Annotated in this window: 18 protein-coding genes; 12 read left to right on the forward strand and 6 right to left on the reverse strand. The window is 67.4% G+C overall.

Features of this window, described 5'->3' with window-relative positions; all coding sequences use genetic code 11:
- Positions 1-3 precede the first annotated feature (3 nt).
- Positions 4-735, reverse strand: coding sequence for a winged helix-turn-helix domain-containing protein (locus tag C0J29_RS10615; RefSeq protein WP_065043797.1), 732 nt, complete (start codon positions 733-735; stop codon positions 4-6).
- Between the two features lie 222 nt (positions 736-957).
- Positions 958-1,194, reverse strand: coding sequence for a microaggregate-binding protein 1 (gene mbp1 / locus C0J29_RS10620; protein WP_065043798.1), 237 nt, complete (start codon positions 1,192-1,194; stop codon positions 958-960).
- A 276-nt stretch (positions 1,195-1,470) separates the two neighbouring features.
- Between mbp1 and pyrH the strand changes: the two genes are divergently transcribed.
- The 8 genes from pyrH to C0J29_RS10660 all read left to right on the forward strand — a co-directional run bounded on the left by pyrH (position 1,471) and on the right by C0J29_RS10660 (position 7,829).
- Positions 1,471-2,244, forward strand: a complete 774-nt coding sequence (gene pyrH / locus C0J29_RS10625; protein WP_065043799.1) for a UMP kinase — start codon at positions 1,471-1,473, stop codon at positions 2,242-2,244.
- A gap of 91 nt (positions 2,245-2,335) precedes the next feature.
- On the forward strand, positions 2,336-2,893 hold the full coding sequence (frr, locus tag C0J29_RS10630; protein ID WP_065043800.1) for a ribosome recycling factor: 558 nt from the start codon (positions 2,336-2,338) through the stop codon (positions 2,891-2,893).
- A 32-nt stretch (positions 2,894-2,925) separates the two neighbouring features.
- Positions 2,926-3,858, forward strand: coding sequence for a phosphatidate cytidylyltransferase (locus C0J29_RS10635; protein ID WP_065043808.1), 933 nt, complete (start codon positions 2,926-2,928; stop codon positions 3,856-3,858).
- A 15-nt stretch (positions 3,859-3,873) separates the two neighbouring features.
- Complete coding sequence (gene rlmN / locus C0J29_RS10640) at positions 3,874-4,971, forward strand: dual-specificity RNA methyltransferase RlmN (protein ID WP_065165184.1); 1,098 nt, start codon at positions 3,874-3,876, stop codon at positions 4,969-4,971.
- A gap of 142 nt (positions 4,972-5,113) precedes the next feature.
- On the forward strand, positions 5,114-5,614 hold the full coding sequence (gene dsbE, locus C0J29_RS10645; protein WP_065165186.1) for a disulfide bond-forming protein DsbE: 501 nt from the start codon (positions 5,114-5,116) through the stop codon (positions 5,612-5,614).
- 2 nt (positions 5,615-5,616) lie between these two features.
- Positions 5,617-6,486 carry a cytochrome c biogenesis CcdA family protein gene (locus tag C0J29_RS10650; RefSeq protein ID WP_120792287.1) on the forward strand — a complete coding sequence of 290 codons (870 nt, stop codon included), beginning with the start codon at positions 5,617-5,619 and terminating at the stop codon, positions 6,484-6,486.
- Between the two features lie 26 nt (positions 6,487-6,512).
- Entirely contained in the window at positions 6,513-7,007 is a 495-nt protein-coding gene (locus tag C0J29_RS10655) for a YlcI/YnfO family protein (protein ID WP_120792288.1), read from the forward strand.
- Between the two features lie 18 nt (positions 7,008-7,025).
- A complete protein-coding gene (locus C0J29_RS10660) occupies positions 7,026-7,829 on the forward strand; it encodes a DUF4097 family beta strand repeat-containing protein (protein WP_120792289.1) in 804 nt (267 codons plus the stop codon).
- A gap of 14 nt (positions 7,830-7,843) precedes the next feature.
- Here C0J29_RS10660 and C0J29_RS10665 read toward each other — a convergent pair whose 3' ends face one another.
- The 4 genes from C0J29_RS10665 to C0J29_RS10680 all read right to left on the reverse strand — a co-directional run bounded on the left by C0J29_RS10665 (position 7,844) and on the right by C0J29_RS10680 (position 11,408).
- Positions 7,844-8,098 (reverse strand): DUF2631 domain-containing protein, encoded by a 255-nt coding sequence (locus tag C0J29_RS10665; protein ID WP_065045867.1) that lies wholly within the window; start codon positions 8,096-8,098, stop codon positions 7,844-7,846.
- Positions 8,099-8,212: 114 nt separating this feature from the next.
- Entirely contained in the window at positions 8,213-8,791 is a 579-nt protein-coding gene (locus tag C0J29_RS10670; RefSeq protein ID WP_065161739.1) for a fasciclin domain-containing protein, read from the reverse strand.
- A gap of 78 nt (positions 8,792-8,869) precedes the next feature.
- Positions 8,870-10,600: a cytochrome c biogenesis protein DipZ gene (locus tag C0J29_RS10675; protein WP_120792291.1), complete on the reverse strand. Its 1,731-nt coding sequence runs from the start codon at positions 10,598-10,600 to the stop codon at positions 8,870-8,872.
- Positions 10,601-10,724: 124 nt separating this feature from the next.
- Positions 10,725-11,408, reverse strand: coding sequence for a fasciclin domain-containing protein (locus tag C0J29_RS10680; RefSeq protein ID WP_082978124.1), 684 nt, complete (start codon positions 11,406-11,408; stop codon positions 10,725-10,727).
- A gap of 132 nt (positions 11,409-11,540) precedes the next feature.
- Here C0J29_RS10680 and dxr point away from each other — a divergent pair, with 132 nt between their 5' ends.
- From dxr to C0J29_RS10700, 4 genes are all read left to right on the forward strand, one after another.
- On the forward strand, positions 11,541-12,734 hold the full coding sequence (gene dxr / locus C0J29_RS10685; RefSeq protein WP_162951433.1) for a 1-deoxy-D-xylulose-5-phosphate reductoisomerase: 1,194 nt from the start codon (positions 11,541-11,543) through the stop codon (positions 12,732-12,734).
- Between the two features lie 19 nt (positions 12,735-12,753).
- Complete coding sequence (locus C0J29_RS10690; protein WP_065161737.1) at positions 12,754-13,968, forward strand: M50 family metallopeptidase; 1,215 nt, start codon at positions 12,754-12,756, stop codon at positions 13,966-13,968.
- Between the two features lie 21 nt (positions 13,969-13,989).
- The gene (ispG, locus tag C0J29_RS10695; protein ID WP_120792292.1) at positions 13,990-15,174 is read left to right on the forward strand and encodes a flavodoxin-dependent (E)-4-hydroxy-3-methylbut-2-enyl-diphosphate synthase; all 1,185 of its coding nucleotides are present in this window, start codon (positions 13,990-13,992) and stop codon (positions 15,172-15,174) included.
- Positions 15,175-15,242: 68 nt separating this feature from the next.
- The gene (locus tag C0J29_RS10700) at positions 15,243-16,097 is read left to right on the forward strand and encodes a GNAT family N-acetyltransferase (RefSeq protein WP_065045860.1); all 855 of its coding nucleotides are present in this window, start codon (positions 15,243-15,245) and stop codon (positions 16,095-16,097) included.
- The last annotated feature ends 53 nt before the right edge of the window (positions 16,098-16,150 follow it).

The raw sequence follows: 16,150 nt of genomic DNA on the forward strand, positions 1-16,150 counted from the left end.
CGATTACTGGGCGATCGAGTCGCGGTCCAGTTCGGTCCAGGCCGGGTTCAACACCGGTTCGCCGACGATCCACCGCGGCTGCGGCGGTGACGCCGCCATGTAGCCCACTCCCCGGACGGTGTCGACCATCGACTCGTGGGCGGGGCCGAGTTTCGCGCGTAGCCGCCGCACGTGCACGTCCACGGTGCGCACCCTGCCATTGCTTTCGTAGCCCCACACCTCATGCATCAGGCGCGTCCGGCTGAACGCCCGACCGGCGTGCTGCACAAGGAAATTCAGCAGCTTGAACTCGGTGAGCGTCAGGCCCAGATCCGCGCCGTTCAGGGAAACGGTGTAGCTGGCCGGGTGCAACATCAGTTCGCCGAACTGCAGCGTGCCGCCGACGGCTTTGCGCCGGCGGGTAATCGCCAGGCGCAAGCGTGCCTGCAACTCGGCGGATCCGGCCGCCGGCAGCAGCACGTCGTCAAAGTTCCAGTCCACGTCGACCTCGACGAAGTCAGCGGGCGCGACCACCGCGACAACGGCCAGTGCCGGCCGGTTTGCCGTCAGATGCCGGCAGGCCGTGCGGGCGGCCACCAGATCGGATCGCGAATCGATGATCGCCACATCGGCACCGTCGGCCAGGCTGACTTCGCCATCGCCCAGCGGTGCTGTCCGGACGGTCAGGGCAAATGTGTCCAGTGTGGGCAGCGCGGCTTGGAAGTCGGCCTCGTTGGTAAGCAGAAGAACGTCCAACCGCCATCTCCAAACCTAGGTGCCCGCTGTTCCAGCGAACCATCCCCCGACCCCGTTCGACACCTCCGGTGGAGGTGACGCCCCGACGAGAGGCCGAATACCCCGTTCAGCGTGCGATTATTCCATTTTTGTTACCGCCGGTATCGCGAAACGGCGAGTTCCCCGCAAAGTTCGATGGGCCCGGTCCGTATTCACAGACCGGGCCCATCCTGGATACAAGCTCTACTGGTTGGACTTCTGGCGTTCCTCGGCTACCTCAGCGGCGCCGCGAGCAGCCTCCGCCTGGGCTTCCTTCTTCGCGGCGTCGCGCTGCGCCTCCGCCTTGTCTTGCTGGGCTTCGCCCTCGTTGACCAGGTCGCCACGACCGGTGACGGTGCCGATGGCCTCCTTGGCCTTGCCCTTGACGTCTTCGACGACTCCCTTGACCGCTTCGGCCGGGCCCGAGTTGCTGTCCGCCATGGTGTTCCTCTCATCGGTCGCCGCATCGGCGACGGGTGGTGTACACGGATGAATTCACCGGTCGAAGAAACGACCAGCCTGCTTAATGGCGATGCGGGTCCTTCTTCTCAAGACCTCGATTCACCGCCGCGTGCTGCGGATTCCCGAACCGTCTGACGGCCAAACCTTTGTGACCAGATTGTGCCCCCCGCCCACGCTGAAGCGGGGCGATGAGGCAGGATGAGAGGCGCCGTTCCGGGGTGGTGACCGGGATGGCACTCTCATGCGAGGAGACTGATGACGGAGTCCAGGGAGCCCCAAGCCGCCGGCTCGGCGGCCCCGAGGACCAGCGCCAACGGTTCGTCGTCGAAGTACTCCCGCGTGTTGCTCAAGCTCGGCGGCGAGATGTTCGGTGGAGGGCAGGTCGGGCTGGATCCCGACGTCGTCGCGCTGGTGGCCCGGCAGATCGCCGAGGTGGTCCGCAGCGGCGTGCAGGTGGCGGTGGTGATCGGCGGCGGCAACTTCTTCCGCGGGGCCCAGCTGCAACAGCGCGGTATGGAGCGCACCCGGTCGGACTACATGGGCATGCTCGGTACCGTGATGAACAGCCTTGCGCTGCAAGACTTCCTGGAAAAGGAAGGCATCGCCACCCGCGTTCAGACCGCGATCACAATGGGTCAGGTGGCCGAGCCCTACCTACCGTTGCGGGCGGTGCGCCACCTGGAGAAGGGCCGCGTCGTGATCTTCGGCGCCGGTATGGGCCTGCCCTACTTCTCCACCGACACCACGGCCGCCCAGCGGGCGCTGGAGATCGGCGCGGACGTGGTGCTGATGGCCAAGGCGGTCGACGGAGTGTTCGCGGAGGACCCCCGCGAGAACCCGGAGGCGGAGCTGCTCACCGCGATCAGCCACCGCGAAGTCATCGACCGTGGCCTGCGGGTGGCCGATGCCACCGCCTTCAGTCTCTGTATGGACAATGGCATGCCGATCCTGGTGTTCAATTTGCTGACCGACGGCAATATCGCGCGGGCGGTGGCAGGTGAGAAAATCGGGACGTTGGTCACCACCTGACGGGAAGACGCAATAATGATCCGCGCTTGCGACGATGCAGCTAGCACCGATGCGGGGGCACCACCCGCTTGCGGGGGAAGGAGCGGCGCACGTGATTGACGAGGCTCTCTTCGATGCCGAGGAGAAGATGGAGAAGGCCGTCTCGGTGGCCCGGGATGACCTTTCCACCATCCGGACCGGTCGTGCCAACCCCGGCATGTTCTCCCGCATCGCCATCGACTACTACGGCGCAATGACCCCGATCACCCAGATGGCCAGCATCAACGTCCCAGAGGCGCGGATGGTCGTCATCAAGCCCTACGAGGCCGGTCAGTTGCACGCCATCGAGACGGCGATCCGCAACTCCGACCTGGGAGTCAACCCCACCAACGACGGCACGATCATCCGGGTGGCCATACCTCAGCTGACCGAGGAGCGCCGCCGCGACCTCGTCAAGCAGGCGAAGGCGAAGGGCGAGGATGCCCGGGTGTCGGTGCGCAACATCCGCCGCAAGGCGATGGAGGAACTGCACCGCATCCGCAAAGACGGCGAGGCGGGCGAGGACGAGGTCGGGCGCGCCGAAAAGGATCTGGAGAAGGCCACCCACCAGTACGTCGCCCAGATCGACGACCTGGTCAAACACAAAGAAGGCGAGCTGCTGGAGGTCTAGCGACCGCCCCGCAGCCCAGTCCCTTGAAGTCCGTGGCAACCACCGATGCCGGCGCCGGCAGCCCGTCCGACGAACCGGCCCATGTCTCCACCGAGCCGGTGAAGAAGACGTCCAGAGCCGGGCGCGATCTCCCCGCCGCGATCGCGGTCGGTGTAAGCATCGGTGCCGTCCTCATCGCGACGCTGTTGTGGTTCCCCCATGGCTGGGTGGTGTACTGCGCGATGGCCGCCCTGGTGGCCAGCCACGAGGTGGTCCGGCGGCTGCGCGAAGCCGGCTATCTGATTCCGGTCATCCCGCTACTGATCGGCGGGCAGGTGACCGTCTGGCTGACCTGGCCGTACCGTGAGGTTGGAGCGCTGGCCGGCTTCGGCGGCATGGTGGTGGTCTGCATGATCTGGCGGCTGTTCATGCAGGACAAGGCGGCCGGCGACCACACGGGGGCAGGTGCCGACGGTGCGCCACCGGCGCGGCATTTTCTGCGCGACGTCTCGGCCACCGTTTTTCTGTGCGTCTGGGTTCCGTTGTTCGCGTCGTTCGCGGCGATGCTGGTCTACGACCCGAAGCACGGCCCGGGATGGGTGTTCTGCATGATGATCGCCGTCGTGTGCTCGGACACCGGCGGATACGCCGTGGGAGCTCTGTTCGGCAAACACCCGATGGTCCCGATGATCAGCCCGAAGAAGTCCTGGGAAGGCTTCGGCGGATCGCTGGTCTTCGGCATCACCGCGACGATCCTGACGGCGACCTACCTGGCCGGAAAACTGTGGTGGGTCGGCGCGCTGCTGGGTTTGCTGTTCGTGCTCACCACCACGCTTGGCGACCTGATCGAGTCCCAGGTCAAACGGGATCTGGGCATCAAGGACATGGGCCGGCTGCTGCCCGGCCACGGCGGTCTGATGGACCGGCTCGACGGCATCCTGCCGTCCGCGGTGGCCGCCTGGACGGTCCTGACCCTGCTGCCCTGAGATACTGGACCAGTCATGGTCCAACAACTGGTATTCGAGGCACCCCGCCGCGGTAAGCCGCCGCGGCACCTGGCCGACCTCGACGCCGCCGGCCGTGCGGAGGCCGTCGCGGAGATGGGGCTGCCGGCGTTCCGGGCCAAGCAACTCGCCAACCAGTACTACGGGCGGCTGATCGCCGACCCGCACCAGATGACCGACCTGCCCGCGGCGGTTCGTGATGCCGTCGCGACGAAGATGTTCCCCGTGTTGCTGACCGCGGCGCGCGAGGTCACCTGCGATGCCGGCCAGACGCGAAAGACGTTGTGGCGGGCGGGCGATGGCGCCACCGTCGAGTCGGTGCTGATGCGCTACCCGCAACGCAACACCGTGTGTATCTCCTCGCAGGCCGGCTGCGGCATGGCGTGCCCGTTCTGTGCCACCGGGCAGGGCGGGCTGACCCGCAACCTGTCGACCGCCGAGATCCTCGAGCAGGTGCGGGCCGCGGCGGTGGCGCTGCGCGACGACTTCGGCGACCGGTTGTCGAACGTGGTGTTCATGGGCATGGGGGAGCCGCTGGCCAACTATTCGCGCGTGGTGGCCGCGGTGCGTCGCATCACCGAGGCGCCGCCGTCCGGCTTCGGGATCTCGGCGCGCTCGGTCACGGTGTCGACGGTGGGACTGGCCCCGGCGATCCGCAAGCTGGCCGATGAGCGGCTCGGGGTGACGCTGGCGCTGTCGCTGCACACGCCCGACGACGAGCTGCGCGACACGCTGGTGCCGGTCAACAACCGGTGGAAGGTCAGCGAGGTGCTGGACGCGGCCCGCTACTACGCCGACGTGACCGGTCGGCGGGTGTCGATCGAGTACGCGCTGATCCGCGACGTCAACGACCAGCCGTGGCGGGCCGATCTGCTGGGCAAGCTGCTACATCGCGCGCTGGGCGCCCTGGCGCATGTGAACTTGATCCCGCTGAATCCGACTCCGGGCAGCGACTGGGACGCCAGCCCCAAGCCGGTGGAGCGCGAGTTCGTCAGACGTGTTCGCGCACAGGGTGTTTCGTGCACGGTGCGGGACACCCGCGGCCGCGAGATCGCAGCGGCGTGCGGACAGCTGGCCGCCGGAGGCGGCGGGTAGCTGGAGCGCACGCCATCGGGCCTGCGGTGCGGACAGCTGGCCGCCGACTCTGCAGGCTCGGCGACTTAGTCACCCGAGGTGTTGAACCTTTCGCCGCCGTCAATACGTCGTCTAAGCAAAACCGGCGAACAGAAGGTGTGCCATGAAACTGCTTTCCCCGCTGAAAATATTCACCGCCGCAGCGGTGGTCGCGCTGACACTCGGGTTGGCTGCCGCTCCACGGGCAATCGCCGCGGACGACCGCCTGAATTTCACCGCCACCACCCTCAGCGGCGCCCCTTTCAACGGAGCCACCCTGCAGGGCAAGCCGGCGGTGCTGTGGTTCTGGACGCCGTTCTGCCCGTTCTGCAACGCCGAGGCGCCCGGCCTCAGCCAGGTCGCCGCCGCCAACCCGGGCGTCACGTTCGTCGGCGTCGCGGCCCATTCCGACGTCGGCCAGATGCAGGGCTTCGTATCCAAGTACGGCCTGAACTTCACCAACCTCAACGACGCTGACGGCGCGATCTGGGCGCGCTACAACGTGCCGTGGCAGCCCGCCTGGGTGTTCTACCGCGCCGACGGCTCCTCCACCTTCGTCAACAACACCACCTCGGCTTTGTCCCAGCAGGACCTGCAGAGCCGGGTCGCCGCGCTGACGTCCTGAGGGTGCACCACGCCCTGATCGGCTTGGCCTTCGCCGCCGGACTGGTGGCCGCGCTGAATCCGTGCGGATTCGCCATGCTGCCCGCCTACCTGCTCCTGGTGGTACGCGGCCGGGAATCGGCCAGCCCGATCTCCGCCGCCGGCCGCGCGCTGGCCGCGACGCTGGGCATGGCGCTCGGGTTCATCACGGTCTTCGGCGTGTTCGGCGTGCTGACCATATCGGCGGCCACCACCGTCCAGCGCTACCTGCCTTACGTGACCGTGGTGATCGGGGTGCTGCTGATGGGGCTCGGTGCCTGGTTGCTGTCGGGCCGGGAGCTGACAGGGCTGGCGCCCGTCGGCCCGCGCTGGGCTCCCACCGCACGGCTCGGCTCGTTCTACGGATACGGAGTCAGCTATGCGATCGCCTCCTTGTCGTGCACGGTCGGGCCGTTTCTGGCAGTCACCGGCGCCGGGCTGCGCGGCGGCTCGGTGCTGGACGGCGTGGCGGTCTACGGCGCCTACATCGCCGGGCTGACGCTGGTGGTCGGAGCACTGGCGATCGCGACGGCGACTGCCCGCTCGACGCTGGTCGCCCGGATGCGGGCGGTCCTGCCGTTCGTCAACCGCCTCAGCGGTGTCCTCTTGATCCTGGTAGGGGCCTACGTCGGCTATTACGGCGTGTACGAGGTGCGGCTATTCGGCGCGAACGGCAACCCCGAGGATTCGGTGATCGCCGCCGCGGGACGCCTGCAGGGCTCGATCGCCGGGTGGGTGCACGGTCATGCCGGCTGGCCGTGGGTAGTGGTGCTGGCTCTGGCGGCAATCGGTGCATTGACCGCCACCTGGTACCGGCGGCGACGCGGCGGCGACACCACAAGCAATTGCGCGTGACACCATAATGGTGTCATCATGACACTGTGGATTTGCAGCCCTACATCGACGCCGTCCGCAACGAGCTGACGGTGGCCGCTTCGGCCGCCGGCGCAGAGGCGCAGGATCTGGCCGAGCGGTTGACCGCTCCACTGGAATCCGCGCTGCGTCTGGCGCTGCTGGAAGCGCTGTCGGCGGCCGCCGAGGAAATCACCGGCGAACTGGCACCGGGTTCGGTCGAACTTCGGTTGCACGGCCGCGACCCGGAATTCGTCGTCGGCCCAGCGCCCGATGAACAGAGTTTCGACGGCGCCGCCGACCAGGCGTTCGTAACGCCACTCGATGACGACGGCGCCACCTGGCGGGTCACTCTCCGATTGCCGGAAGGACTGCGGGCTTCGATCGAAGCGGCGGCTCGTCGCGACGGTGCCTCGCTGAACAGCTGGCTGGTACGGGCCGCGGCCACGCAGGCGGGTGGCGATCAACGCACCGCCCGCTCCACCCACCGCAATGCGCACCGCCTCACCGGCTGGGCGCGCTGAACACCAAGGAGACCAACCATGTCGTTATTCACCACGCCCGATCCGATCAGCGTCCGAGTCGAGGCCGGCGCCGGATCGGTCCGGCTCAGCGCGACCGAGCGCACCGACACCGTCGTGCAGGTACGACCCGACGATGACGCCTGCGACGCCGACGTATGGGCCGCCGACCACGTCCGTGTCGACTTCCGGGACGGCCGGTTGACCGTGGCCACTCCCAGACGTGCGCGGCATCGCGCCGGGGCCGTGCAGATCGACATCGAGCTGCCGTCCCGATCGCGGCTCTACGCGACGCTGGGTTCCGCTGACCTGCGCGCCGAAGGGGCCTACTGCGACGTGCGGCTCGCCACCGCCAGCGGCGACGCCGAAATTGACACAGTGACCGGAAAGCTCAAGAGCGTCAACGCTTCTGGCTCGCTGGCCGTACAGTCGGTCGAGGGTTATGCCTCGATCGCGACGTCCTCAGGTTCGGCGCGCATCGAAAGTCTCGATGGCGAGCTGAAGTTCAAGGGGGCCAGTGGATCGCTGTCCGTCGACACCATGCGCGGCGTCGTCAAGTCACGCACCGCGTCGGGATCGGTGATCATCGAGTCCGGCATCCGGGGCGTAGTGGATGCGCACACCAGCAGCGGTGAGGTGGCCGTCGGCGTTCCGGAGGGCACCGCCGTCCGGTTCGACATCGTCACCGGCTCCGGCAGCGTCACCAACCGACTGACAACGGCGGACGGGCCGCAGGCCGACGACGAAACACTGGTCCTACAAGTCCGCAGCGGCTCCGGAGACGTCCACATCCACCGGGACCCGGTCGCTGCGCCGGCTACCTGAGCCAGCCGCTCCGGCTACCTGAGCCAGCCGCGCCGGCGACCCCAGATGTCGCGCACCAGCACGAACAGCGCCAGCGCGGCAAACCCGATCAGGAACCAGTCCTCGACGTGACCGACGTGGTTACCCCGCAACATCGCCAACAGGAAGATGACGATCAACAACCCGGTGAGATGCCACGTGCGGTAGTTGATCCTGCTCCAACCCCAGCGCGCGGACGGCACCTCGGCCTCGTCGACGCCGGCGTACGGCTCCACCTCAGTACTGGCCACGGCGATCCCTCCGGTTGTCACTCGGAACTGACACTGCCTGAACATTCTGGCACAGGCCGTTCGTCCGCAGTCAGGTCTCCAACCGAAGGGATCGCCGCGACACAGCTAGCGTGCTCACGCAGGCGGCATCAGCACCGTGTCGATCATGTAGACCTGCGCGTTGGCCGTCGACACGCCGCCGCAGACCACTCCGGCGTTGTTGACCCGGAGGTTGTTGCCCATGCCGGTGACCGTCACGTTGCCGCCCTGCAGCGTCTTGTGGGTGCCGATCACCCGGTTGGGGCTGGCCTGCCCACTGACCACGTGATAGGTCAGGATGCTGGTCAGCAGATTCGAGTCGGTCTTGAGCTGCTCGATGGTGGCCGGCGGCAGCTTGCCGAAGGCGGCGTCGGTCGGCGCGAACACGGTGTACTGACCGCTGTTGAGGGTGTCGACCAGGTTCACCTGCGGGTTGAGCTGGCCGGACAGTGCCGACGTCAGCGTGGTCAGCATCGGGTTGGCGGCCGCCGCCTCGGTGACCGGGACCTGCGACATGCCCTGCACCGACGCCGGGCCGGTGGGGTTGGCCGCCGCGTAGTCCGCGCATCCCGGACCGACCAGGTCGCTGGCCGCCGCGGTCGGAGCCAGCGCTACGCCGCACGCCATCAGCGCGACCGTGAAACCGGTTGCTGCCATTGAGGTTTTGGTCTTCATGGTTAGTTCGCTCCTCGTGGTGAGTGTTGCAGACCCCTGACATCAAGGATTCGGAGCCGAGCAGCATCCGGACGGGTGTCAGCCGTAGGTGAAGGAGAAAACCTGCAATCCCTTGCTGGCCCGCACCTCGATGGTCCCGGAAGACTGGCGGGGATCCGCGACGATCTGGTGCGACGTCGGCGGCCCGTCGATCGCCAGCGTGGTCGGCTTGCCGTTGCGTGTCACCGTCAGCGTGCCGGTGCCGCCGACCACGAGGTAGATGTCTTTGGCGTGGTAGTTGAGCTTGATGGTTGAGTCGTCGCCGGTGGCCGTGGCGCCCTGATAGTCCAGCGCCCACGGGCCGGCCAGGGCGAAACTGTCGGCGGCCAACGTGGGTGGGTAGCGGAACATCTGGGCGCCCTCGTCGTACTGCCCGCCACCGCCGTAATTCACGGCCTTGCCGACGGCGAAGTAGGTCTCGGCAGTGGTGATCGCTTTCGGCGTGAGGTCGGGCGCCCCGACGGGGCCGGGTAGTGCGACACCGGGCCTGGCATCGGCGAGCAACTGCCTGATCAGCTGCTCGGTATCGTCGTAGCCGCCCTCGCCGAACTTCAGATGCCGCACGGTGCCGTTGGCGTCGATCAGATACTCGGCCGGCCAATAGCGATTGCGGTAGTTGGTCCATGTGGAGTAGTTGTTGTCCAGCGCCACAGGGTATTTGATGTTCAGGTCGGCTGCGCCCTTGCTGACGTTGTCGGGCACTTTCTCGAAGGCGTACTCGGGAGTGTGGACACCGATGACCTCCAGACCGGCGTCCTTGTAGGCCTGATACCAGCCGACGACGTGGGGGATGGCCCGTTGGCAGTTGATGCACGAGTAGGCCCAAAAGTCGATCAGAACGACCTTGCCGCGCAAGGATTTCAGGGTGATCGGCTGATTGCCCGGCGTGTTGAGCCATCCCGTGAGACCCCGTAGATCTGGTGCGGGCCCGCAGTTTTCGAGTTTTTTTCCGCCCTGCGTGCAGTTCGACAGCGCCATGTTCTGGTCGGTGACGATGCCGCCGAGTTTCTCCTGCACCTGCTCAGAGCCACCGACCTTCTCCTGCAGGGATGCGGTGTAGTCGGGAATGGCGCGCTGCAGTACGGCCGGAAGGTCGAATACCAGCGCGACCGCGAGCAGGATCGTCACGATCCCGGCGCCGATCCGGATCTCACGCTGGCGGCGCCGAAACGCACTGACCCGCTGAGCAATTCGTTGGCCGGCCAGGGCGAAGAACAACAACGGCAACGCGGCGCCGACCGCGAACGCGGCGGTGAGCACCACGGTGCCGGCGCCGATCTGCGCGGTCGCCCCGGCCACCACGATCGCGGCCAGGACCGGACCCGCGCACGGCACGTACAGCACCCCCAGCGCCAACCCGAGCCCGAAACCGTTGCCGCGCGTGGCGATCTGCTTCTGCGGAATACGTGAGAAGGGCCGCTCGAGCAGCTGCTCGAAACGAGGGAAGATCAGACCGGCTCCGATGGCCACCAGCGCGACCAGCGCGACCCAGCGGATGGCATCCTGCGGCAGGTGCAGTGCAGAGAGCAATGCCGAGCCGAGCAGGGTCACGACACTGAAACTGAGCACCAGCCCGCCGATCACCCGGTAGGGGCGCGACGCCTCCGAACGGGTGGGCTTGGCTTTGACGGCCACCGCGCCGTCGGTCGGCACCTCTCGCGAGGTGGTGTTCGCACCGGAAAAGAAGATCACCGGCAGCACCGGCAGGATGCACGGTGAGATGCCGGTGATCAGACCGCCGAGAAAGCCGATCAGCGCCAAGGTCCACATGTCAGTTATTCGTCACGGGGGCGGTCCCGGATTGGTTCAAAGCCAACCAAGAAGCCAACCAAAAAGCCAACGAAAAAGGCAGCCCACCTGGGGTGGGCCGCCTTCGTCCAGACATACGAGATTGTCACTGGCCCGGGGGCATCAGCACCGTGTCGATCATGTAGACCGTCGCGTTCGCGGTGTGCACGCCGCCGCACACCAGGCCCGAGGTGTTGACCTTCAGATCGTTACCGGCGCCGGTCACCGTCACATCGGCACCTTGCAACGTCTTGTGGGTCCCGGCCACCTTGGCCGGGCTCGCCTGTCCGTTCACCACGTGGTAGGTCAAGATGCTGTTGAGCAGCTTGGCGTCGGTCTTGAGCTGGTCGAGGGTGGCCGCCGGGAGCTTGTCGAAGGCGGCGTTGGTGGGCGCGAACACGGTGTACTGCCCGCTGTTCAGCGTGTCCACCAGGTTCACCTGCGGGTTCAGCTTGCCGGACAACGCCGAGGTCAGCGTGGTCAGCATCGGGTTGTTCGACGCCGCGGTCGCGACGGGGTCCTGCGCCATGCCGGCGACCGACCCGGGACCGGTGGGGTTCTGGGCGGCGTATTCCGAGCAGCCGGGACCGATGAGATCGGCGGCGGGGTCAGCCTTACCCGATGACGGAGCGGACGACGGCGCCGAGCTGGTTGCGACCGAGACGCTCGCGGAGGTGGCGCTGCTGGTGCCCTGCGACGCGGGCTTGCTGCTGGAACACCCGGCGACGCCGGCGATTGCGATCGCCGCGAGAGCCGCTGCCGCCACTGACTTGGCCTGATTGTTCATCACGTGTCAATTCCTTTGTTAGGGAACACATTCGAAGTGGCGGCCGACGCCGCCATTGGTGCCGTACACAAAGTCATTCGGAGTGAGGGTGATCACGGATGGGTGCGATTTCGAAAAGGGCGGCACAATAGGTGGGTGACTTTCTCGGGTGATGCTCCCGTCGAGCGGGTGCGCGTACTGGTGCTCGGCAGCACCGGCTCCATCGGCACCCAGGCGCTGGAGGTCATCGCCGCCAACCCCGACCGGTTCGAGATCGTCGGCCTGGCCGCGGGCGGCAGGAATCTGGACACGCTGCTGCGTCAACGGGCCGAGACCGGGGTCACCAACGTCGCCGTCGCCGACGCCGAGGCCGCCGAGCGGGCCGGGGACATCCCGTTCCAGGGTCCTGACGCCGTTACCCGGTTGGTCCAGGAGACCGAGGCCGACGTGGTCCTCAACGCCCTGGTCGGCGCGCTGGGCCTGCGCCCGACGCTGGCGGCGCTGGAATCGGGCGCCCGGCTGGCGCTGGCCAACAAGGAGTCCCTGGTCGCCGGCGGTCCGTTGGTGCTGCGGGCCGCCCGGCCCGGCCAGATCGTGCCGGTGGACTCCGAGCACTCCGCGCTGGCGCAGTGCCTGCGCGGCGGCACGCCCGACGAGGTCGCCAAGCTGATCCTGACGGCCTCCGGGGGACCGTTCCGGGGCTGGTCGGCGGCCGACCTGCAGGACGTCACCCCCGAACAGGCCGGCGCGCACCCGACCTGGTCGATGGGCCCGATGAACACCCTGAACTCGGCGTCGCTGGTCAACAAGGGGCTCGAACTCATCGAGACCCACCTGCTCTTCGGCATCCCGTACGACCGCATCGAGGTCGTGGTCCACCCGCAGTCGATCATTCATTCGATGGTGACCTTCACCGACGGCTCGACGATCGCCCAGGCCAGCCCGCCGGACATGAAACTGCCTATTTCACTGGCGCTGGGCTGGCCGCACCGGGTGCCGGGAGCGGCCAGCTGCTGCGACTTCACCACCGCGTCTACCTGGGAATTCGAGCCCCTGAACGACGATGTGTTCCCCGCCGTCGAGCTGGCGCGACAAGCCGGGGGAACCGGAGGCTGCATGACAGCCGTTTACAACGCGGCGAACGAAGAGGCGGCGGAGGCCTTTCTGCAGGGACGGATCGGTTTTCCCGCCATCGTCGCCACTATCGCCGACGTGCTGCACGCTGCCGACCAATGGGCGGCGTCACCAGCTACCGTGGATGACGTACTCGAGGCGCAGCGTTGGGCCCGCGAGCGGGCTCGACGTGCGATGGCAACTCCGGCGTCGGTCAGAGTCTCGGGCATGGCGTGAGAAAGGTCGTCACAGACAGATGATGTTCGTTATCGGCATAGTGCTGTTCGCACTCGCCATCCTCATCTCGGTCGCGCTGCACGAGTGCGGCCACATGTGGGCCGCCCGCGCCACCGGCATGAAGGTGCGTCGCTACTTCGTCGGGTTCGGCCCGACGCTGTGGTCGACCCAGCGCGGCGAGACCCAGTACGGATTGAAGGCAATCCCGGCGGGCGGCTTCTGCGACATCGCCGGCATGACCCCGGTCGAGGAGCTGGCTCCCGACGAGCAGGACCGCGCGATGTACAAACAGGCCACCTGGAAGCGGGTCGCGGTGCTGTTCGCCGGTCCGGGCATGAACTTCGTCATCTGCCTGGTGCTGCTCTATGCCATCGCGCTGGTCTGGGGCCTGCCCAACCTGCACCCGTCCACCAAGGCGATTGTCGGCGAAACCGGTTGCGTCGCACAGGAAATCAGCCAGGGCAAGCTCGACAAGTGCGACGGCCCGGGTCCCGCGGCACTGGCGGGCCTGCGCCCCGGCGACGTCGTCGTCAAGGTCGGCGACACCCCGGTCAACACGTTCGAGGACATGGCCACGGCGGTGCGCAAGATGCACGGCTCCGTGCCGATCGTCGTCGAGCGGGACGGCAAGACCATCACCACCAACGTCACCGTCGAATCGACCCGCCGCTACGTGCCCAGCGGACAGGGCAATCAGCTGGAGCCGGCCAACGTCGGCGCCATCGGTGTCGGGGCTCCGCGCAACGAGCCCACGCGCTACAACGTGCTGTCCGCCGCGCCGGCCACCGTGGTCTTCGCCGGACAGCTGACCGTCGAGGTCGGCAAATCGCTGGCCGCCATCCCGACCAAGGTCGGTGCGCTCTTCCACGCGATCGGCGGCGGGCAGCGCGACCCGCAGACGCCGATGAGCGTGGTCGGCGCCAGCATCGTCGGCGGCGACACCGTCGACCACGGACTGTGGGTCGCGTTCTGGTTCTTCCTGGCTCAGCTGAACCTGGTGCTGGGCGCCATCAACCTGTTGCCGCTGTTGCCGTTCGACGGCGGACACATCGCGGTGGCCGTGTTCGAGAAGATCCGCAACGCCATTCGCACCGCCCGCGGCAAGGTGGCCGCGGCGCCGGTGAACTACCTGAAGCTGATGCCGGCGACCTACGTGGTGCTGATCTTCGTGGTCGGCTACATGCTGCTGACCGTCACCGCTGACCTGGTCAACCCCATCCGGCTCTTCCAGTAATAGAGAGAAGGCGAACAGACAGTGACCATTGGCCTGGGCATGCCGCAACCGCCGGCGCCCACGCTCGCCCCCCGGCGTGCCACGCGTCAGCTCATGGTCCGCGACGTCGGCGTCGGCAGCGACTACCCGATTTCCGTGCAGTCGATGTGCACGACCAAGACCCACGACGTCAACTCGACACTGCAGCAGATCGCGGAATTGACCGCGGCGGGTTGTGACATTGTCCGGGTGGCCTGCCCGCGCCAGGAGGACGCCGACGCGCTGGCCGAGATCGCCCGGCACAGCCAGATCCCGGTCATCGCCGACATCCACTTCCAGCCGAAGTACATCTTCGCCGCCATCGACGCCGGATGTGCTGCGGTGCGGGTCAACCCGGGCAACATCAAGGAGTTCGACGGCCGGGTCGGCGAAGTCGCCAAGGCCGCCGGCGACGCGGGCATCCCGATCCGCATCGGAGTGAACGCGGGCTCGCTGGACAAGCGGTTCATGGAAAAGTACGGCAAGGCGACCCCGGAGGCGCTGGTCGAGTCGGCGCTGTGGGAGGCCTCGCTGTTCGAGGAACACGGCTTCGGCAACATCAAGATCAGCGTCAAGCACAACGACCCGGTGGTGATGGTCGCCGCCTACGAGCAGTTGGCCGCCCAGTGCGACTACCCGCTGCACCTCGGGGTCACCGAGGCCGGCCCCGCCTTCCAGGGCACCATCAAGTCCGCGGTGGCCTTCGGTGCGCTGCTGTCGCGCGGCATCGGCGACACCATCCGGGTGTCGCTTTCGGCGCCGCCGATTGAGGAAGTCAAGGTCGGCTCCCAGATCCTCGAGTCGCTGAACCTGCGGCCGCGCAAGCTGGAGATCGTGTCCTGCCCGTCGTGCGGACGGGCCCAGGTCGACGTCTACACCCTGGCCAACGAGGTCAGCGCCGGCTTGGACGGGCTGGAGGTGCCGTTGCGGGTCGCGGTGATGGGCTGCGTCGTCAACGGTCCGGGCGAGGCTCGCGAGGCCGACCTCGGGGTGGCCTCCGGCAACGGCAAGGGCCAGATCTTCGTCAAGGGCGAGGTGATCAAGACCGTGCCCGAAGCACAGATCGTCGAGACGCTGATCGAGGAAGCGATGCGGCTTGCCGAGCAGATGGGCTTAGAAACGGAAACGGAAACCGAGACAGATCCCGGGACGGCGGCGAGCGGTTCGCCTATTGTGACCGTAAGCTGATAGGGGCCAAGCACCTAGGTTTTCCAAGGCCCTCAGGGCCCTCGGTTCGCACCACAGAGAGTTATGAGATGTCGGCTCCGCCCATCTTGCGCCTCGTCGGCGAGAGACGGGTTTCGGTGGTGCGCGACGCCGCCGCCGTGTGGCGGGTCCTGGGTGAGAACCCGGTCGAATCCTGCATGGTGGCCGCGCGGGTCGCGGACTACGGCGTCGAACCCAATTCGATCGGCGGAGAACTCTGGACCCGGCGCGCCCCGGAGGAATCGCTGTGCTTCGCCGGTGCCAATCTGATCCCGCTGCGCGGCAACCTCATTGACCTCAACGCGTTCGCCGACGAAGCCAAGAGCACGGCCCGTCGGTGTTCGTCACTGGTCGGCCGCGCCGATCTGGTGCTGCCGATGTGGCAGCGGCTCGAGCCGGCCTGGGGCCCGGCCCGGGACGTGCGCGACCGCCAGCCGCTGATGGCACTTGACAGCCATCCCAACTGCGCGCTCGACCTCGAAGTGCGCCAGGTGCGGCCCGAGGAACTCGACGCCTACCTGGTCGCCGCCGTGGACATGTTCATCGGCGAAGTCGGCGTGGACCCCCGGTTGGGCGACGGTGGCCGCGGCTACCGGCGCAGGGTGGCCAGCCTGATCGCGGCCGGCCGGGCGTGGGCCCGCTTCGAGCACGGACAGGTCATCTTCAAAGCCGAAGTGGGATCCCAGTCGCCGTCGGTCGGCCAGATCCAGGGCGTGTGGGTCCATCCGGAGAGGCGAGGCCTCGGGCTGGGCACCACCGGCACCGCGACGCTGGCCGCCGTGATCGTCGGCAGTGGCCGCGTCGCCAGCCTCTACGTCAACGACTTCAACTCGGTGGCCCGGGCCGCCTACGCCCGCGTCGGGTTCAAGGAAGTCGGCACCTTCGCCACGGTCCTGCTGGATTAGTCGCGGTTCGTTCCGCGAGTGGAACCGCACTGCGAAAATCGGCGCTCAAAATC

It is taken from the genome of Mycobacterium paragordonae (assembly GCF_003614435.1).
GTDB lineage: Bacteria > Actinomycetota > Actinomycetes > Mycobacteriales > Mycobacteriaceae > Mycobacterium > Mycobacterium paragordonae.